The organism is Synechococcus sp. PROS-7-1 (genome assembly GCF_014279795.1).
Classification (GTDB): Bacteria; Cyanobacteriota; Cyanobacteriia; order PCC-6307; family Cyanobiaceae; genus Synechococcus_C.
This window is the reverse complement of the sequence record NZ_CP047945.1, coordinates 685,325-703,760: the sequence shown is the minus strand read 5'-3', so window position 1 is coordinate 703,760 and position 18,436 is coordinate 685,325. Positions and strand designations below refer to the sequence as shown.

Below are 18,436 nucleotides of genomic sequence, written 5' to 3'. Positions count from 1 at the left end.
ATCCCTGTCGTTTCCCCATCCAAGCGGCTAAGGCCCTGTGGCGCCAGTGATGGGGCTGTCCGATCTCGCTTGCTACTGTCAGCAGGATCAGGTGGATGAATGGCCTACGCGCGCGCACTCCTGAAACTCAGCGGGGAAGCGCTGATGGGAGACCAGGGCTACGGGATCGATCCAGCCATTGTTCAGGCCATCGCCCGTGACGTGGCCGGTGTTGTCGCCAGCGGCACCCAGCTGGCAATCGTTGTAGGTGGTGGCAACATTTTCCGAGGGCTGAAGGGGTCAGCCGCGGGGATGGATCGGGCCACGGCGGATTACGTGGGGATGCTCGCCACTGTGATGAATGCCATCACCTTGCAAGATGGCCTCGAGCGGGCTGGCATCCCCACCAGGGTGCAGACAGCCATCGAAATGCAAGAAGTTGCTGAGCCCTACATCCGCAGGCGAGCCATCCGACACCTCGAGAAAGGGCGTGTGGTGGTCTTCGGCGCAGGGTGTGGGAACCCCTTCTTCACCACCGATACCACCGCAGCCTTAAGGGCTGCAGAGATCGGAGCGGATGTGGTTTTCAAGGCCACCAAGGTGGATGGGGTCTACGACAAAGACCCCCACATTCATGCTGATGCAGTGCGCTACGACGCACTGACCTTCCAGCAGGTTCTCAGTGGTGAATTGGCGGTGATGGACAGCACGGCCATCGCCCTCTGCAAAGACAACAACATCCCCATCGTGGTCTTCAATCTGTTCGAAGCCGGCAATATCGGCCGTGCCGTGGCAGGTGAGCCCATCGGTTCTCGCATCAGCAACTAATCATCGTCATGTCTCAATCCGATCTCGAATCCAGCATGCGCAAGTCGGTGGAAGCCACCCAGCGCAACTTCAACACCATCCGCACCGGAAGGGCGAACTCCTCCCTGCTGGATCGGATCAGCGTGGAGTACTACGGCGCCGAAACACCGCTGAAGTCGCTGGCCACCCTCTCCACACCGGATTCTCAGACGATTCAGATTCAGCCGTTTGACATCAGTGCTCTGGCATTGATCGAAAAAGCGATCGCCATGAGTGAACTGGGTTTCACCCCGAACAACGATGGCAAGGTGATCCGCATCAACGTTCCCCCGCTGACTGAGGAGCGTCGCAAGGAGTTCTGCAAGCTGGCCTCCAAGTACGCCGAAGAAGGCAAGGTGGCCCTGCGCAACCTGCGCCGCGACGCGATCGACAAGATCAAGAAGCAGGAAAAGGAGGGCGAGTTCTCCGAAGACCAGAGCCGTGATCAACAGGATGAGATCCAGAAGTTGACCGATCAGTTCATCGCCGAACTGGAAAAGCATCTCGCCAACAAGGAAGCCGACATCCTGAAGGTGTGAGCGTCTACGACGTCGCCGTGATCGGAGCCGGGGCCGCCGGCTCCGCAGCAGCTTTTCATCTCGCTAAGGCCGGGCATCGCGTGTCCGTTCTGGAAGCTGTCGATGGGCCACGCGTCAAACCCTGCGGTGGCGGCATGGCGTCATCAGTTCAGCAATGGTTCCCCTTCGATCTCAGCCCAGCGGTCGACGATGTGATCCGCCAGGTGGACTTCAGCTGGTGCCTGGACGATCCGGTTGTTGCTGAGCTTCCAGGAGAGGCACCGTTCTGGATTGTGAGACGCGAACGTCTCGATGGATTGCTACTGGAGAAGGCCCAGGAAGTCGGAGCCACGCTCCACTGCCCCTTTCTGGTGCAGACGATCGGCCGTGAGGATGGTCAATGGATGATCCGCAGCGACTGCGGCATCACGTTGAAGAGCAAAGCGGTGGTGATTGCAGATGGTTCAGCGTCGCCCTGGTCGGCTCAGTTTGGGCTTGGGCCCCGAGATCTCCATCTCGCCAGCACACTCTCCGTCCGTCTGGAGGGGCTTGGAACACTCAACCCTGGTGTCGCCCGCTTCGAATTCGGTCTTGTCCACCACGGTTTCGCCTGGGCTTTCCCCCTGAATGGAGGCATCAATGTGGGAGTGGGCACATTCATCGGCCGGAATCCGATGGATGCAGACACTATTCTCAACGCCTTGCTTCCTGATCTTGGTTTCCCTGCTGATTCAGGGCTCCGCCAACAGGCGGCACTGAGAGTCTGGAATGGCCACAGTCCGCTGCACGGCAATGGGATGGTGGCTGTCGGCGATGCGGCATCACTGTGTGATCCCTTTCTGGCGGAGGGATTGCGACCGGCACTGTTGAGCGGATGTGAGGCAGCGACATGTCTCGACCGCTGGCTCAACAATGAGGTGACGACCCTTGAGGACTACTCCACGGTGATGCGTCGCCGCTGGGGCGACTCCATGGCCTGGGGTCGGCGCATTGCCCAGGTGTTCTATCGCTTCCCCGGTGTGGGGTATCAGCTGGGGATCAAGCGGCCCACTGCACCACGGCGGATTGCTCAGATTCTCTCCGGGGAGATGGGCTACGGGGACATCGCCCAACGAGTGATCCGTCGCCTTCTGCTGCAGCGGGGCTAAAGATCCAGCGCCAGTTGTTCAACACCAGGGTCAGTGGTCTGCTGCCTCGATCGTCTCCGCCGGGTTGCGGGCAGACCTGAACGTCGGGAGCCATGGCGCTGCTGGATGGCATCCGCATGGCGATCAAATCCTGCGGAACGACGAATCTCGAAAATTCTCTCTTTGGCTTCACGCGCTGAAAGAGCGCAATCAACAATTGGCATCGGCCTGGCACCGCCGAGAGACCAGGGCTCATGCAAATGCACAGCAGGAACATCCTCGAGTTCCGGACACCAGCGGCGGATAAAGGTCCCATCAGGGTCGTGATCAAGCCCCTGCTTGATCGGGTTGTAGATGCGGATTGTGTTGATGGAGGTGCTGCCCGACTGCATCTGGCACTGACTCCAATGAATGCCCGGCTCGTAATCCACAAACTGTCTGGCCAGATGCAGACCTGTCTCACGCCAGGGAAGCCAGAGGTTGTAGCTGGCGAACGACATCAACATGGCCCGCATGCGGAAGTTGATCCAGCCATGGGCTCGCAGAGCCCGCATGCAAGCATCCACGAAGGGAACGCCTGTTTGACCCTCGGCCCAGGCCGCAAAGCGCTCGTGATCCAGAGAGCGGATGCCGCGCATGAAGGGGTGAAAGTCCTCCCATTCGATCGGCGGTTGATCTTCCAGTTTCTGGATGAAGTGGCAATGCCAGTGCAGCCTCGAGCTGAAGCTGCTCACCCCACGGCCTTGAAGTTCACGACTGCGTTGCAGCACCTCACGCATGGAGAGGCAGCCCCAGGTGATGTAAGCGGAAAGCCTTGAGCAGCCGTTGAAAGCCAGATTCGGACTGGAGATGGAACGGCAGTAGCGCTGCACCCGGTGCGCAAGGAAATCATCAAGCTCCTGAAGGGCCAACCGCCTGCCGCCAAGCTGCCGGTATGGGCAAGGATCAGAGCGCAGAGCCAGCGCTTCGCTGGTTGGCAGATCACCGGGAGCGATGCCCGGCAGGGGCGTCAAGCCTGTGGGTGCCGGGGTCATGGCCTCCCCCATCCGCGCTTCCCAGCGGCGGGCCCACCCCCTGCGCGTGCCCAACCGACGAACCACTCCGAATTGGGGCAGTTCATGCCAAGGGATGCCCCGTTCCCTCGCCCATGAAGCCACCCGACGGTCACGGGCATAGGTCCAGGCATTGCCTGTTTCCTCATGGCTCCAAAGTGCCGATACGCCGAGTTGACGCCAGGCGCGTTCCAGCACATCCACGGCATCGCCGCTCCGGATGATCAGCGGCTGGCCAAGAGAGGCACAGGCCTCCTGGAGATCCTGAAGGGATTCTCGGCAGAACGCCCATTGCCTGGCTGAACAATCCGGTTGAGACCAGAGTTCAGGTTCAAGGATGTAGAGAGGCAAAACAGGGCCCCTGGCCAGAGCTCTGGCCAGGGGCTGATGATCCACCAGTCTGAGATCACGTTTGAACCAGACCAACTGAAGGGTCATGGATCACGGCCAAAGCCGGCTTCAATCTGCAGACCTTAGAAAAACCGATCAGCTGACAGACGTAATTTTCAGATCGCGAAGACGGGAATCCACAGAAGCCAGCAGCTCGATGGCGAACATCGGCGCTTCTTGAACGGCAAACAGGAACTTCTCCCTGTTCATCTCAATGAGACGGCAGGGGCCTTCCGCCTGGGCAGTCCCGAGGCGACGGTGCCCATCCATCACCAGAGCTCCAGCTCCAAACACGTTGCCGGCTTGAATGAGCTCGTATCCCTCGTGACCGTGGTCGTTCCGCCAAGACAGGCGCACTGATCCTTCGAGGACCCCAAACATCGAAGATCCGGGATCGTCAGCTTTGAAAATAATGTCTCCGGTATTGAACGTGTGCACCTCGCTCTTCTGAGCGAGGGCACGCATGGTGTCGAGAGCGTTCACGTCAACTGATGGAACTAATTGGATTGTGATTGGCGCAGATCAAGAGCCGGTAATGGAATCCCTGATTCAGGCTGTTGTGAGCGACAGGGCAGCACCAAATCCCCGGCGCACATCTTCAGGGGTGAGACGACCATCGTGGTCGAGATCCAATGCGTCGAACACTGCATCGCTACCAAGCCACTCATCACGGGTGATGCAGCCATCACCGTTCATGTCATTGAGCAGAAAGATTTCCTGAACGGCGTGGCCAAAAGCCTGACCACCCTCAAGTTCAGCCAATCGGTGGGCCAGCATGCTCTCGAGCGTTTCGATCGCTTTGCTGAATCCCTTGATGCCCTCAGCGAGTTTGTCGGAGGCCATACGGTCAGTCTTCATCATGGCGTCGAACTGCTCACGATCCACATGGATCTGAGCCTCGCTACTGGAGGGATTCTCACCGTCGAGCTTGCGGGAGAGAGTGGCCTGGCTCTCACGCAGCTGATCGAGCAGTTTGGGTGAAATCGTCAACAGATCGCAGCCAGCGAGCTCTGTGATTTCGTCGATGTTTCGGAAGCTGGCCCCCATCACCTCGGTTTTGTAGCCGTAGGTTTTGAAGTAATTGAAGATCCGGGTCACAGACAGCACGCCGGGATCCTCAGGGCCGGGGTAGGAATCGCGACCGGTGTCCGCTTTATACCAGTCAAGGATGCGACCGACGAAAGGTGAAATCAGGGTCACACCAGCCTCGGCACAAGCAACGGCCTGACCGAAACCGAACAGAAGCGTGAGATTGCAGTGAATCCCCTCTTGCTCGAGAACTTCGGCAGCTTTGATACCTTCCCAAGTGGAGGCAATCTTGATCAGCACACGGTCATTGCTGATGCCCGCATCGTTGTAAAGGCGAATCAGCTTGCGACCTTTTTCGATCGTGGCGTCGGTGTCAAAGCTGAGACGGGCATCGACCTCGGTGGAGACACGCCGGGGAACGATCTTGAGAATTTCTTTGCCGAAGATCACGCTGATTTCATCCAGCGCTTCTCGCACAACCTGTTCCACCGGTGCGTTGTCGCCAATCAGTCGCCGAGAGGAGCGCAGAGATTCATCGATCAGATTCTGATACGCGGGAATCTGGGCTGCCGCCAGGATCAAGGAAGGGTTAGTCGTGGCATCCCTCGGCGTGAACTTGCGGATTGCCTCTAGATCCCCTGTGTCTGCGACCACAACGGTCATCGCAGAGAGCTGCTCGAGCAGACTGGCCATAGCGCTGAAAGTCTTGATGTGCGCAACGTAGCCACGTTTTTAAGAGTGGCATCCATGGAGGTATTCCTCTGCACAGGCCGTGATGAAAGGAATCAGCCCTGACGACTCAAATCCTGGGATTGGGCCGTACTCGGAGGGATCTTCTCGATCACAAGAAGACCGTCGATGATGGATTTCGCCACAGGCAGTGCCACCGTTGAACCGTAGGCATTGCCACCTTGAGGCTCATCCACGACAACCAGCACGACGTAACGCGGGTCGTCGATAGGAAGCGTGGCAACAAAACTGCAAATCAGGGCGCCAGGGACATACACACCATTGAGCGCTTTCTGCGCAGTTCCTGTCTTGCCTCCGATCCGATATCCCGGAGTTCGCGCTCCCTTGCCGCTGCCCTTCTCCACCACAGACTCCATCCATGCGAGCACCGTGCGAGTCACCTCAGGCCTGAGCAGTTGCTGGCCTTGGCGCGTTCCTGCAGGCGCAAGGGCATCACCGGTGCGCAATCCCCTGGTGATATGGGGACTAACAAGCCGGCCTCCGTTTGCCAGCAGCGCATGCAATTGCACAAGCTTGAGTGGCGTTAGTGAAAATCCCTGGCCAAAGGATGCGGTGGCAGGCTCAATCGGTTGGCTGGTGAATTGTTCTTTCGACTTGAGCTGACCAGCCACAGCCCCTGGCAGATCGGTATCGGGACGGGCATCGAGACGCAACCGACTGAGCAAGTCCCAGTAGCGATCGGCCGGTAGACGACGCATCGCCTGCACCATCCCCACATTGCTAGAAACCTGCAGCACCGTGGCGTAATCGATGACTCCATTCGCCCGGCGATCGTGATTGTTGATCGGCCATCCACCAATCGTGAGGGTGCCGTTGTCATGCACCTGTCCATCAGCCTTGATCGCACCCTCTTGAAGCGCGAGAGCCAAATTGATGGGCTTGAAAGTGGAGCCGGGCTCATAAAGGTCTTGCACAGACCATTCCCTGAATCGACTCGCAGAAAAGTCCCAATAACGGTTTGGGTCGTAGGTGGGAGCTGAAGCGAGAGCCAGCAACTCGCCGTTGGTGACATCCATCACGATGGCAACCCCTTTCTTCGCCTTCCATTGCTTCACCTGTGAGGCCAGAGCCTTTGCAGCCAGAGCCTGCAGGCGCGCATCAAGAGTGAGCTGAAGCCGGAGGTCATCTCCAAAGAAAACGCCAGCATCAAGGTTGTCTGGCAATGGGGTGCCATCAGCACCACGCCGCAGGCTGCGGGCCTGCTCATGACGCTGAAGGTCGTCGTGGCGGCTCTGTTCCAGGCCGGCCTGGGGGACACGCTCCTGATTGAGAAATCCCACCACATTGGCGAACAGATCACCCTGGGGATACACCCGATGGGGGTAAGACTCCAGATCGACACCACTGATTCCAGCCCCTCGAACAGCAGCCGCCGTTTCCGGGTCAAGCCCTTCCAAAAGCTTGATACCGGAGGGCCGGTTGCCAATCCGCTTGAGAATCTCGGCCGAGCTCAAGGACAGGAGCGGCGCCAAACGCTCAGCGACATCGGCTGATGGCCGAATCAGGGCCGGATCATCGCCTGGGAGATTGAAATAACGGGGGTGCAGCCACAGGCGATAGCGCTCCTCGTCGAGCGCGATGAGCCGTCCCGTGCGATCGATGATCGGCCGACGCGTCCCCAGCGGCTGGGTGCGCTGGGTCTGAACGGATCGAGCGCGTGCTTCAAGCTCTGAAGCCTGGAACATCTGCAGCCAGGCCATCCGGCCCATTAGGCCAACCAGCCCGACACACAACAGAGCGAACACCCAGCGCATCCGTGTGGCGGGAATCTGTTCCAAGGGCACAACGCGCCGACGGGCAGAGATCTTGTTCGGCCGTCCTGCGGCAGGCGAGCGACCCATGAATTAATAACCGTTCTTGATCGGACGCTCCATGAGGGAGCCCAGCATGGCCAGGTGGTCGGGTTGGTCTTGCGACGAAACCGTTCCGGGTCGATCGAGATACAGAAGATTGGCCACGGTGGTGGGCACCATTCGCCCGGGGACCTTGGAGCGTTCCAACAAGTGCCTTTCGAGCATCGCCGTCGACTCTGTGAGCCGATGGGAGAGCGTTCGGGTCAATTCGAGCTGCCGAAACGCCATCGTCCAGCGGTGCTGCCAGTGCAGCGTGAGGCCACTGAGCACGAGAACGGCGGCGAAAACCCCGAGAAGTCCTCCGTCGGCAGCGCGATGAAGTCCGGCCAGCAGAGGGGAATGGCGGGCAGCACGACGGGCCGACAGTGAGCCTTGGATGACCTCAAAGGTTCCGGCACTGGACGACCGCTGCGGGGACACCGGCTGGGGTTGGGGAACCGCGACCACGGCTGAGGTTCTGCAATGCGCCAGTGAACCACCTGGAGAGGGGAGCCGCAAGGCTGAAACCTTGATCAACACTGGGGCTTTGCTCAACCCCCAAGCAGCAAGAGATTGAGAAATGTCACGCCATTCCAGAGTGCATGCATCACCACGCATGGGAACAGGCGCCCAGTACTCAGCCTGAGCAATGCCAATCCGAGGCCGAGAACCAGCAATGGAGGAAGTTCACCGATGCTCAGGTGAGCAATCGCGAACACGAGTGCGCTGACCATCACACTGCCGGAACGCCCGAGGGACCGCCCCAAAACCGGCAGCAAGACCCCTCGGAAGATCGTTTCCTCAAACAGCGGTGCCAGCACAACAGCGGTGATGGCCAGCAGGGACAAGGCCAATGGGTCTCGGCTGTTCAGCACAATCTCAAGCAGGGGATTGCTCCCCCCCTGATCCCCGATCCATCGACTCACGAGCCAGCCGCTCATGACCACCGGGGGCATCACCATCAGCCATCCCCTCGCACCCTGGAGAAAAGCCAGAGGGATGGGACGCGCCTGCCATTGCAGCCACCCACCCGGAGGAAGCGCCTCTTGATCGCACTGCGATAACTGCTGGCGAAGGATGAGCAGAGGCGGAATCGCCAGGGCGGCATAACCGAAGAGGACGGTCACTCCCTGCATCAGTGCAGGAGACATGTCACGGCTCAGCCAGCCTGTGAATGGAGCAATAAGCAGTGGGACCAGCACCTCGCCTAAGACAACGAAGCCACCGGCCACCAGCAGAATCATGTCGAGGGGGCCGAGGGGGGCTGACACGAGCGGCGGCCAGGGCGGCAACCTGCGACCCAGCAGCTGCCACCCGTGCCTGAGCAAAAGCAGGCCTCCAAGGATCAGGGCCGCGAGTGGGAACACTTCGCTGAAGATCAGCCGACGTGCTGCGGCGGAGGCCGGAGCTGGATCCACGCAGTCAGCGGGTGGGCCTCCCAAGGCACTGCATGCCACGGTTCGGATCAAGGGATCCGGCGCCAGAGCCAATAATTCTGATCGTTCCAGCCCAGGAGCGTTGTTCCCATTCAGCGCCTGCTGAAGCGGGATGAGTTCCGGTTGGCCAACGGTCACCCGGCGAAGGCTTTGCTTGTAGTCCTCCTCTTGTTCCAGGGCCGTGAACAAAAGAATCTGGCGATCATCCAATCGGTCCAGCGGGGTATCGCGCAGGGTGCGCAGCAGGGCCGCAGCAGGGTCATCGCCGACCACCAGCGGTTGAAGCGATTCTGGAACCTTCGGCTGAGCCAAAAGGGACAGCTCTTGCTGCTCCAACGACAAAGCCGGAGCAACGGATGGCTTTCCAAAGCTGTCCACCAATCCCAGGATCCACACCAAGGTGGCCAGAACCAGTGAGACGAAGGCCAGAAACACCTTCAAGAACCGGTCAGCCGATGGACGTCCGGCAGGTGGGCTGGTCAACACGCCGCAGGCAACTCGATGCGATTCTGGTGGGTGACGGGTGCAGCGGGCGAAGCCAGAGCAAACCGGGGCTCACTCATACGATGGCGGCGCCCTGCACGCACGAAGCCGTGACCCTGCGTCTTCTCCTCGTTCGCCACGGACTCAGCAGCTTCAATGTGGAGCGCAGAATCCAGGGGCGGGATGACCTCTCTACGCTGACTGAAACAGGCGAAGACCAGGCACGCCGCACCGGCACGGCCCTTGCGGACGTACCGATCACAGCTGTCTACAGCTCACCGCTCCAACGGGCTGCATCAACCACGGCAGGGGTTCTGGCAGCCCGGAGCGATGCGCTTGAGCCGTGTTTCGAGGAAGGCCTGCTTGAGATCGATCTGGAACCCTGGAGCGGCCTAACGGCAGCCGAGCGTGCTGAGCGTTTTCCAGAGGAGTACGCAGCCTGGAGGAGCCATCCCGAGCAGCTGGAACTGTCCCGTCACGACGGCACCCGCTACCGGCCCCTGCAGGAACTGATGCAACAGGCCAGCCAGTTTCTGGACGCACTGCTGGCCCGACATCCCGTGGACGGCAACGACACAGTGCTGCTGGTTGGGCACAACGCCATCCTGCGCTGCCTGATCACAACATTGCTGGGCAACCCTGCGGGAGGCTTCCGCCGGTTGCGGCTCGACAACGCCTCTTTGTCTGTTTTCAATCTCATTCCTCAAGGGAGTGGCCACCAGGTGCAGATCGAGTGCCTGAACAGCACGGCGCATCTCAACCCACCGCTCCCTCCCAAAGGAGCCGGCGCAAGGATGATTTTGGTGCGGCACGGGGAAACCAACTGGAACCGTGATGGGCGCTTTCAGGGACAGATCGACATCCCCCTCAACAGCAATGGTCACGCTCAAGCCGAAGCAGCACGGGCGTTTCTGGAAAGCGTGTCGATTCAGCGTGCTTACAGCAGCGCGATGTCCAGGCCGCGAGAGACCGCCGAAGGAATCCTGCGCTCTCACCCTGGAGTGCCGCTGACGGTGACACGCGGACTGGTTGAGATCGGCCATGGACTCTGGGAAGGGAAGCTGGAATCAGAGATCAGGGCCGAATGGTCTGAACTTCTTGATGAATGGAAACGCACGCCTGAAACGGTGCAGATGCCAGAGGGAGAGACCATCCAGGATGTTTGGGAACGCTCAGTCCGCAGCTGGAACACGATTGCGGAATCCCTGGATCGGTCTGAAACCGCTCTCGTGGTCGCTCACGATGCGGTAAACAAGACCATTCTCTGTTCGCTCCTCGGCCTCAGTCCTGGTGACATCTGGGCTGTCAAACAGGGTAATGGAGGTGTCACCGTGGTCGACATGCCCACAGAAGCAGGGCAGCCTGCGGTTGTTGCTTGCCTGAACCTCACCTCCCATCTCGGAGGGGTTCTGGACAGAACAGCTGCTGGAGCACTCTGAACCTGATGGATGCATCAATGCTGCTGGATCCGGTCCAGGTCCTGGGCGGACCGGGTCAGGCTGTCGAGAAACAATCGGCCGTTCTGATCAGAAACCGGCGCCTTGAAGCCTTTGGGGACGAGGCCCGCCGAATGGGCCGGTCCGAGGCATTGGAGCCACAGGACGCCGGCCATCAGCTTCTGGCTCCTTGCCTGGTGGATTGTCACTCTGAACTCCCAGAACCGTTCCACGGCAAAGGAGAAACCTTGGCGAGTTTGCTGCGAACTGCTGGATCGGCAGGCTTCGGCCAGCTCGCGCTGCTCCCTGGAACATTGCATGGCCCACGGGAGCAGCCGGATCAGCTGCAGGGATTTCAGCAGAGCGACTGCGACGTCAACGTTCACCTCTGGGGAGGTTTCAGCAGCGGTAGCTCCGGGGTGGAGTTAACAGCCCATGCCGACCTGCTGGAAGCAGGGGCTATTGGCCTGACTGACGGCAGATCCATGCCACCGATTGCTCTTCTGGATCGCGCTCTGACGCTTGGAGACATGAACGCATCGCCGGTGCTGATCCCAGCGCTGGATTTGGCGCTGCGGGGCGAGGGACTCCTGCGGGAGGGAGTGAACGCCTTGAGGGCCGGATGGCCTTCGGACCCAGTGAGCAGTGAGACTTTGCCCCTCAGCCAGCTTGGGCAACTCCAGCAGTGTCACCCCGACCGCCGGCTGGTCCTGATGGCACTCTCCACCGCCGGCGCTGTGGAGCTGCTGCAACAGATGCCATTACGCCCGAAAGCCACCGTGAACTGGTGGCATGTGGTGGCTGATTCCTTTGACAGCAGCGCCACCGCATCCACATGGTTTGTGGACCCATCGCTGGGGTCACAATCGGATCGCAAAGCTTTGATCAGGGGACTGGCGGATAACCTGATTCAGGCCGTCGCCGTTCAGGCCACGCCACTGGACGACGAGGAATGCCTCTTGCCGCCCGATCAGCGCTCTCGAGGGGTCTCGGGACATCACTTGGTGCTGCCGACCCTTTGGCAGACCCTGGTCGTGGATGAAGGTTGGACCCCTGAGCAGCTTTGGCAGGTCGTCAGCTTCGGACCATCCCGCTTGCTGGGGTTAGGGGAAGAATGCCTGGCAGTGGGCAGCAACCGCTGGCTGCTGTTTGATCCGGAGCTCTCGTGGACGCCCTTACGTTCCGACCCAATGGGTCCCCGCGCCGCCAATCTGCCTCTGCAGGGCAAGGCGCTGCGTGGCCGGGTGACGCATTGCGGGCTTAGGACCCCAGCGAGCCGAGCCTGTTGAGGGGCCAGAAACGCCAGAACGCTCTGCCGATGATCTGGTCCTCCGGCAGGAAAGGACCTCCTGGCCAGTAACGACCATCCCAGCTGTTACTGCGGTTATCCCCGAGTGCCAGCACATGTCCCTCGGGAACCGTCACGTTGAGGGTGCGGCAGAGACTCATGCCCTGGTCATCCAAGGGGCAGAACTTTGTGACATAGGGCTCGTTCAACGCCTTGCCGTTGACAGAGACCTCGCCGCGGGGATTGACCACAACCCGATCCCCACCAACGGCGACCACACGTTTGATGTAAGCGTCGCAGGCGGGATGCCCCAGCCCTGGAATCAGGCCGACCAATGGAAAACTCACCAATGCACAGCGCAACGCAGAGGGGGACCCAGCTGATTTGAGAGCGGGGTCGAACGCATGGGGCGAGTTGAACACCACAATCTCGCCGCGCTGGGGGCTCCGTCCGCCATAGGTGAGTTTTTCCACCAACAACCGGTCCTGAATCTGCAGGCCGGGGAGCATGGATCCTGAAGGAATGAAGCGTGCTTCAGCAACGAAGTGACGGATTCCGAAATAGAGGGCCAGGGTGAACAGAACAGGGCCCCAGAAATCCCAGAAGGGATGGGAACGGGAGGGTGCTGAGGGATCGGGACCCGATGACGATGGGTCGTGCTGCACGTTGGGCAACGGGAACCTATGGCCTGAAGGAATCCAAGATAGGCGTGGAACGATGAGCTCCTAGCCTCATTTCACGATGGAGGAGCCATGGTCAGACCCCGCTGGCAAGGCGTGCGGCCCAGCGCGGCCAGGCGCTTCTGGCTGGGCTGGGACAGAGTTATCGCAACAATCGCTGCGCTCAATCTCGCCTGGGTCCTCTTTGATGTGACCTACGTTCCGCTGCGGAATTTCTGGCTGCAGCGAACCCTATTTCCGCTGCCATCGATCAACCTGGCGATTCCTCTGCCATGGCTGCCAGACATCACGCCTGCGTACGACAAGGTCAAGGGAATCGAACCCCAAAGGGACACGCAGAGTTACATCGACCATTTCCGGCGCTTGGAAACGGCCGCGGCCACACAAGGAATCGACAGCCAAGAGGTCCGACAGCTCCGCCTCGAGATGGTGGTTCGCAACAGCCAACTGATCGACGAAAATCCCTTCGTGAGCTCGGGGAAGGCGAGCACACTCGAAAAGCTCAAGAACCGCCTCCGCTCCAGAGCAGGCATGGATTCGGCAAAACAGGCTGCCGCCCATCTCCTGGGAGACGACCACCTCTCGGAACAGAATTGGGAGGAGGAAAGGCGCTTCTGGAACAAGAGCATCCTTCCACTGGCCGCGACCAATTACTGGCGCGGAACCGATGAGAACGGACAGGCGATCGATCGCTCCTGGCAGATCGATACCCCCTTCCAGATCCTGTTCCTTCTCGACATCCTGATCCGCAGCTTCCGACTGAAACGGCGTTACCCGGGAATCACATGGCGTGACGCACTGCTCCGCCGCTGGATTGATCTGCCGCTTTTGATTCCTTTCTGGAGATTGCTGCGCATCATTCCAGTCACCGAGCGTCTGTCCAATGCCGGACTGATCCAACTGGAGCCATTGCGGGCTGTGATCAGTCGCGGCGTGGTGGCTGTTCTCGCCATCGAGCTCTTCGAAGTCATCACCCTCCGAATCCTGGACACCGTGCAGGATGTGGTGAGATCACCCCGCTTGCCTGAAAAGATTCGAAGGTTGTGCACCCATCAGAGTGTTGTCGAGGAGGGGGAACCGGAACTTGCCGAACTTCTCAGGCTCTGGCTCCCACTCATTCTCATCCAAGTGGGTCCTGCACTTCGCCCCCAGCTGGTTGCCCTCGTCGGCCATGTTTTGCGCCGCAATCTGGAGGAGGCAGCGATTCCAGGAGCCCTAAGAACACTTCCGGGAGTTGACAGTGCCGAACAGAAATTGAGCCAAACACTGTCCGCCGGTCTGGTCGACTCGCTTTTGAATCTGTCGCGCAATGCCGGAGATCGGCTCGGCCAGAAAGACCCAGTCCTTGAAAGTCTTGGGGTGGAGACAGCAGATCGCTTCTGGGAAGAGCTGGCCCACAAACTTGAGACCGGCGCAGTACTCGAACGCAGTCAAGAGCTCATCGCCGTTTTCCTTGAGGATCTCAAGAGATCGAGCATGAGCCAGCTGCGTCTTCAGAAAGACGTTGATGAGCTGATCACGGAGCTGGATGGTCTGAACTTCAGCTCCGAAGCGCTTCCGCCCAAACCTCAGGCTTGAATCCAACAAGGAAGGATCCATCAGCGCCACACACGAAGGGGCGCTTGATCAGCTTTCCATCAGCAGCAAGTGCATCGATGGCTTCATCGGCTGTCATGGCCTTAACGACAGCAGCGCCAAGGGCCCTGTAACTCTGACCGCTCGTATTGAACAAAGGCTTCACCTCCCCGAATTGCTGAAGAGCATCAAGGAGGGTCTTCCGGTCAGGAGGCGTGACGGTGATGTCGACGACATCAGCATCGATTCCGTGGGACTCAAGCCATGCCAAAGCTTTTCGGCATGTTGAACAGCGGGAGTAGCTGTAAACCTTCAGGAGCGCCATGGCCCTGATCAGCGACCAAGGAGACTCTTCACGGCGCCAAGAAGGCTGTTGGAGCCTTTACCGACTCCATCATCCGGACGGGTGCGGATCGTGACATCTCCATTGACACTCGTACGGCAGCTCAGGCGGTAGTTGGCCGGACGGTCGGAGAGATAAACCTCTTCGACATCGCTGCGGGGTGAGAGGTTCTGGGATCCCTCCAGCACTTCAACGACACAGGTGCCGCACTGCCCCACGCCACCGCAGTTGTTCAGATTATTGAGCCCTTTGTAGGGGTTGATCCCTGCATCGAGGGCCGCCTTGCGCAGATTGGCACCCTCAATACAACCGACCTGCTGGCCTTCCTGCTCAAAACGGATGGTGGGCACGGTCGATCACAGGCTTGGCGCGAACCAACTTACAAGCAGCAGGGGACTTCTCGGGAGCCAGGAGCCAAACTTTGCTCGAACGTCACCTTCAATTCAGCACCCTGCAGCCTTGATGCAGGCCTGAAGCAAGGGCTGCACAGCCTCCGAATCTCTCCAACCACCGATTTCCGTGACCCGTCCTTCCATGTTTTTGTAAGTGCGAAAGAACTCAGCCACGTCCTCCAACTGATTGGGAGCGATTTGATGAATGCTGTGGATCTTCGCTTGGCGGGGATCTGCCACCGGCACACACAAGATTTTCCCGTCGTAATGCCCCATGTCGTGCATATCGAGGACCCCAATCGGTCGTGCCTGAATCAGACATCCCGCAAATGTGGGCTCTTCCATGATCACCATGGCATCGAGAGGAGATCCATCCTCAGCCAGTGTGTTGGGGATGAATCCGTAGTCGAAGGGGTAACGGACTGAAGAGTGGAGAACCCGATCAAGGGCCATCACCCCACAGGCTTCAAAATATTCGTATTTATTGCGACTTCCCGCTGGAATCTCCACGAGAAGATTGACCAGTCCTGGAGAGGGAGATGGGGAAAGAGCCCTGAGATCCATTGCTCTTCGTGACAAGGGAAGACTTTGGTGATGGTCGGTCGCTCAAAACCGCTGCCATCGGAATACCTAGCCCTGTGACAGCCAACATGAATCCCAAAAGAACAAGCAAAGGGATGGCCACCAGCGGACCAGACGCTGGGGTGCTCTCGAAGACAGGCTCGGGATCCATTCAGGGGGATACAGGGACACCCGGCTTCAGCCGAAAGGCTGAATCGAAGAGCGGAGTCTTCGACCGGGAATGGCAAAACATCGCATTGCCACGATCATTGTGGCACTTTCAGACGACCTATGCAGCGGGTCGATCCTGACGGTCTCGCCTGGAAGCCAGGTCCGATGGAGCGGCAGGAATGCCATCCAGCTGAGACCGAATGAGACGCAGCTCCTCGAGAATTGCAGCGAGAACCTGTTGGGTTGCCGTTGAGGGTGAATTCAACACCTCAACGGTGACCTCTTTGATCCGGAGCACATCCTTGGCGAAGCGTGCAACCTCGTTGGGGTGAAACAGCAAAGGATCTTTTTGATCGCTGCGATATTCAGGGTTGAGCTTTCTGGGGTTAAAGGGAGGATTGAGATTACGAGGGTCAGTATTTGTGTAGCGGTACACAGAAGCTCGTGAGCGGTTCAGCGACTTCTGCACATCATCGATTCCCACCAATGAATCCGACTGAGAAAGGACTGCCCCAATATCTCCATTCAATCCAGCTGAATCGGCCGCAGAAGTTACTGAACCATCAAGCGGACGAGGAAACATGAGACGGCTCTGGGACGGCTTGGAATTGGCTGACCCTAGCAGCTGAGACTCGTGATGCCAGCAACGATCACAGCCAAAGGGACACTTCTCGGATCGACCGTTTTATCAGCGGTGATAACTTTCCCGGGTTCTTTTGTTTGGATGTCATGCGCGTCTCCCGCCTGATGCTGGTGACGCTGAGGGACGTCCCTGCTGACGCAGAAATCCCCTCCCATCAATTACTTGTGCGGGGGGGATACATCCGTCGAATCGGCTCTGGGATCTATGCCTATTTGCCGATGATGTGGAGGGTGCTTCGCAAGATCAATGCGATTGTGCGCGATGAGCTGAACAGCCTTGGGGCTCTCGAGACTTTGCTCCCCCAGCTCCAGCCTTCTGATCTCTGGGAAAGAAGCGGCCGTTGGCAGGGCTACACCGCTGGGGAGGGAATCATGTTCCACCTTGAGGATCGACAGAACCGTCAACTTGGCCTCGGCCCAACCCATGAAGAGGTCATCACCGAACTGGCGGGCGATCTGCTCCGCTCCTATCGACAGCTGCCGGTCACGCTCTATCAGATCCAGACCAAATTCAGAGATGAGATCCGTCCCCGCTTCGGCTTAATGCGCGGGAGGGAATTCATCATGAAAGATGCCTATTCGTTCCACGCCAACCAGGACGACCTCGAAAGCACCTATCAGGCGATGGCTGCGGCCTATGCACGGATCTTCAAGAGGTGTGGACTTGAGGCCGTGGCCGTGGACGCCGACAGCGGCGCCATTGGCGGCGCGGCATCTCAGGAATACATGGTGACCGCCGAAGCTGGCGAGGATCTGATTCTCACTAGCAGCGACGGCCTGTACGCGGCAAATCAGGAGAAAGCAATGTCGCTGCCTGCCGTGGCCCAACCCCTCGAGGACGGCGCAGAGCGAACGATCGACACACCTGATCAGGTCTCCATCGAACAGCTGTGTGCCGCCAATGGTTTGGACCCTACCCAGACCGTAAAAGTACTCGTACTGCTCGCCCGCCTCGACGATGGACGGGAGCAGCCGACCCTGGTCAGCCTGCGGGGAGATCAGGTTCTCAATGATGTGAAGCTGGCGAATGCGGTCGGTCGATCGCTTGATGCCACCGTTCTTGAGATCAGTCCAATCTCCGAAAATCAGCTTCGCCAGCAAGGGCTTGCAGAGCTTCCTTTTGGATCCATTGGCCCCGATCTCAGCGACACCGCATTGAAAGGATGCCGCTCCTGGCAGAGCCATTTTCTGCGACTGGCCGATGCAACAGCACTCGATCTACCTCGATTCGTCTGTGGAGCCAATCGCAGGGATCAACACAGCTGGGGCCGCACCTGGGAGGAGATACCGGCGCAGATCAGAGCTGACCTAAGGACAGCTCATGCCGGAGAGCGATGTGTTCACGATCCTGCCCAGACCCTTTCGGAATGCCGGGGAATTGAAGTGGGGCACATCTTTCAACTCGGGAGGAAATATTCAGAAGCCCTGGATGCTCGGTTCACCAACAGTGACGGCCAGCAGGAAGCGCTGCTGATGGGCTGCTACGGCATCGGCATCTCCAGGCTTGCCCAGGCTGCTGTGGAACAGCACCACGATGATGCCGGCATCTGCTGGCCTGTGGGTATTGCCCCATTTCAAGTGATCGTGGTCATTGCCAAGATCCAAGATTCAACCCAGGCCGCCCTGGGAGAAGGTCTGTATCAGTCGTTTCTCGATGCCGGCATCGATGCCCTGCTAGATGACCGAGATGAACGGGCCGGCGTGAAGTTCAAGGATGCTGACCTCATTGGCATTCCCTGGAGAATTGTGGTGGGAAGGGATGCTGGCGATGGGAAGGTTGAGGTGGTTGAGCGATCTGCACGCAGTTCCACATCGATGGACCATCAAGAGGCCTTCCGACAGGTGCATGATTCGATCCTGCATCCCCTGCGACCAGGGATCTGACCCCCATTAAAGTTCCCCAAAT

Annotated in this window: 18 protein-coding genes; 7 read left to right on the top strand and 11 right to left on the bottom strand. The window is 59.1% G+C overall.

Annotated elements, in window-relative coordinates; genetic code table 11:
• Positions 1-99: 99 nt before the first annotated feature.
• The 3 genes from pyrH to SynPROS71_RS03595 are packed head-to-tail and all read left to right on the top strand — an operon-like array spanning position 100 to position 2,491.
• Entirely contained in the window at positions 100-807 is a 708-nt protein-coding gene (gene pyrH, locus SynPROS71_RS03605; RefSeq protein WP_186596689.1) for a UMP kinase, read from the top strand.
• Between the two features lie 8 nt (positions 808-815).
• Entirely contained in the window at positions 816-1,364 is a 549-nt protein-coding gene (frr, locus tag SynPROS71_RS03600; protein ID WP_186596687.1) for a ribosome recycling factor, read from the top strand.
• A complete protein-coding gene (locus SynPROS71_RS03595; protein WP_186596685.1) occupies positions 1,361-2,491 on the top strand; it encodes an NAD(P)/FAD-dependent oxidoreductase in 1,131 nt (376 codons plus the stop codon). Before frr ends, SynPROS71_RS03595 begins: the two co-directional genes overlap by 4 nt.
• Here the strand turns inward: SynPROS71_RS03595 and SynPROS71_RS03590 are convergent.
• From SynPROS71_RS03590 to SynPROS71_RS03565, 6 genes are all read right to left on the bottom strand, one after another.
• Positions 2,488-3,960, bottom strand: a complete 1,473-nt coding sequence (locus SynPROS71_RS03590) for a deoxyribodipyrimidine photo-lyase (protein WP_186596683.1) — start codon at positions 3,958-3,960, stop codon at positions 2,488-2,490. The genes SynPROS71_RS03595 and SynPROS71_RS03590 overlap by 4 nt on opposite strands.
• 48 nt (positions 3,961-4,008) lie before the next feature.
• Entirely contained in the window at positions 4,009-4,395 is a 387-nt protein-coding gene (locus tag SynPROS71_RS03585; protein WP_186596681.1) for a Crp/Fnr family transcriptional regulator, read from the bottom strand.
• 66 nt (positions 4,396-4,461) lie between these two features.
• Positions 4,462-5,634: a transaldolase gene (locus SynPROS71_RS03580; protein WP_186596679.1), complete on the bottom strand. Its 1,173-nt coding sequence runs from the start codon at positions 5,632-5,634 to the stop codon at positions 4,462-4,464.
• A 92-nt stretch (positions 5,635-5,726) separates the two neighbouring features.
• On the bottom strand, positions 5,727-7,532 hold the full coding sequence (locus SynPROS71_RS03575) for a penicillin-binding protein 2 (RefSeq protein ID WP_186596677.1): 1,806 nt from the start codon (positions 7,530-7,532) through the stop codon (positions 5,727-5,729).
• Positions 7,533-7,535: 3 nt separating this feature from the next.
• Positions 7,536-7,991: a hypothetical protein gene (locus tag SynPROS71_RS03570; protein WP_186596675.1), complete on the bottom strand. Its 456-nt coding sequence runs from the start codon at positions 7,989-7,991 to the stop codon at positions 7,536-7,538.
• An 83-nt stretch (positions 7,992-8,074) separates the two neighbouring features.
• Positions 8,075-9,442: a CPBP family intramembrane glutamic endopeptidase gene (locus SynPROS71_RS03565; protein WP_255442337.1), complete on the bottom strand. Its 1,368-nt coding sequence runs from the start codon at positions 9,440-9,442 to the stop codon at positions 8,075-8,077.
• A 110-nt stretch (positions 9,443-9,552) separates the two neighbouring features.
• On the opposite strand from SynPROS71_RS03565, the gene SynPROS71_RS03560 reads away from it, so the two are divergent.
• Both SynPROS71_RS03560 and SynPROS71_RS03555 read left to right on the top strand, forming a co-directional pair.
• Entirely contained in the window at positions 9,553-10,881 is a 1,329-nt protein-coding gene (locus SynPROS71_RS03560; RefSeq protein ID WP_186597846.1) for a histidine phosphatase family protein, read from the top strand.
• 5 nt (positions 10,882-10,886) lie between these two features.
• Positions 10,887-12,167: a dihydroorotase gene (locus tag SynPROS71_RS03555; protein ID WP_186596673.1), complete on the top strand. Its 1,281-nt coding sequence runs from the start codon at positions 10,887-10,889 to the stop codon at positions 12,165-12,167.
• On the opposite strand, the gene lepB is transcribed toward SynPROS71_RS03555, so the two are convergent.
• Positions 12,139-12,831: a signal peptidase I gene (gene lepB, locus SynPROS71_RS03550; protein WP_255442478.1), complete on the bottom strand. Its 693-nt coding sequence runs from the start codon at positions 12,829-12,831 to the stop codon at positions 12,139-12,141. The genes SynPROS71_RS03555 and lepB overlap by 29 nt on opposite strands.
• A gap of 87 nt (positions 12,832-12,918) precedes the next feature.
• On the opposite strand from lepB, the gene SynPROS71_RS03545 reads away from it, so the two are divergent.
• Positions 12,919-14,424 (top strand): hypothetical protein, encoded by a 1,506-nt coding sequence (locus tag SynPROS71_RS03545; RefSeq protein WP_186596669.1) that lies wholly within the window; start codon positions 12,919-12,921, stop codon positions 14,422-14,424.
• Here the strand turns inward: SynPROS71_RS03545 and SynPROS71_RS03540 are convergent.
• The 4 genes from SynPROS71_RS03540 to SynPROS71_RS03525 all read right to left on the bottom strand — a co-directional run bounded on the left by SynPROS71_RS03540 (position 14,387) and on the right by SynPROS71_RS03525 (position 16,471).
• Positions 14,387-14,746 carry an arsenate reductase family protein gene (locus SynPROS71_RS03540; protein ID WP_186596667.1) on the bottom strand — a complete coding sequence of 120 codons (360 nt, stop codon included), beginning with the start codon at positions 14,744-14,746 and terminating at the stop codon, positions 14,387-14,389. The two genes, SynPROS71_RS03545 and SynPROS71_RS03540, sit on opposite strands and share 38 nt — an antisense overlap.
• A gap of 8 nt (positions 14,747-14,754) precedes the next feature.
• Positions 14,755-15,114, bottom strand: a complete 360-nt coding sequence (locus tag SynPROS71_RS03535; RefSeq protein ID WP_186584246.1) for a 2Fe-2S iron-sulfur cluster-binding protein — start codon at positions 15,112-15,114, stop codon at positions 14,755-14,757.
• Between the two features lie 93 nt (positions 15,115-15,207).
• Positions 15,208-15,720 (bottom strand): inorganic diphosphatase, encoded by a 513-nt coding sequence (locus SynPROS71_RS03530; protein ID WP_186597845.1) that lies wholly within the window; start codon positions 15,718-15,720, stop codon positions 15,208-15,210.
• 286 nt (positions 15,721-16,006) lie between these two features.
• The gene (locus SynPROS71_RS03525; protein ID WP_186596665.1) at positions 16,007-16,471 is read right to left on the bottom strand and encodes a resolvase; all 465 of its coding nucleotides are present in this window, start codon (positions 16,469-16,471) and stop codon (positions 16,007-16,009) included.
• A gap of 146 nt (positions 16,472-16,617) precedes the next feature.
• Here SynPROS71_RS03525 and SynPROS71_RS03520 point away from each other — a divergent pair, with 146 nt between their 5' ends.
• Entirely contained in the window at positions 16,618-18,414 is a 1,797-nt protein-coding gene (locus SynPROS71_RS03520; RefSeq protein ID WP_186596663.1) for a proline--tRNA ligase, read from the top strand.
• Positions 18,415-18,436 lie beyond the last annotated feature (22 nt).

Excerpts from the sequence above, each read along its gene's own strand:
- pyrH (WP_186596689.1), top strand. The coding sequence starts at position 100 with ATGGCCTACGCGCGCGCACTCCTGAAACTCAGCGGGGAAGCGCTGATG.
- frr (WP_186596687.1), top strand. The coding sequence starts at position 816 with ATGTCTCAATCCGATCTCGAATCCAGCATGCGCAAGTCGGTGGAAGCC.
- SynPROS71_RS03590 (WP_186596683.1), bottom strand. The coding sequence starts at position 3,960 with ATGACCCTTCAGTTGGTCTGGTTCAAACGTGATCTCAGACTGGTGGAT.
- SynPROS71_RS03580 (WP_186596679.1), bottom strand. The coding sequence starts at position 5,634 with ATGGCCAGTCTGCTCGAGCAGCTCTCTGCGATGACCGTTGTGGTCGCA.
- SynPROS71_RS03575 (WP_186596677.1), bottom strand. The coding sequence starts at position 7,532 with ATGGGTCGCTCGCCTGCCGCAGGACGGCCGAACAAGATCTCTGCCCGT.
- SynPROS71_RS03555 (WP_186596673.1), top strand. The coding sequence starts at position 10,887 with ATGGATGCATCAATGCTGCTGGATCCGGTCCAGGTCCTGGGCGGACCG.
- SynPROS71_RS03545 (WP_186596669.1), top strand. The coding sequence starts at position 12,919 with ATGGTCAGACCCCGCTGGCAAGGCGTGCGGCCCAGCGCGGCCAGGCGC.
- SynPROS71_RS03540 (WP_186596667.1), bottom strand. The coding sequence starts at position 14,746 with ATGGCGCTCCTGAAGGTTTACAGCTACTCCCGCTGTTCAACATGCCGA.
- SynPROS71_RS03530 (WP_186597845.1), bottom strand. The coding sequence starts at position 15,720 with ATGGATCTCAGGGCTCTTTCCCCATCTCCCTCTCCAGGACTGGTCAAT.
- SynPROS71_RS03525 (WP_186596665.1), bottom strand. The coding sequence starts at position 16,471 with ATGTTTCCTCGTCCGCTTGATGGTTCAGTAACTTCTGCGGCCGATTCA.
- SynPROS71_RS03520 (WP_186596663.1), top strand. The coding sequence starts at position 16,618 with ATGCGCGTCTCCCGCCTGATGCTGGTGACGCTGAGGGACGTCCCTGCT.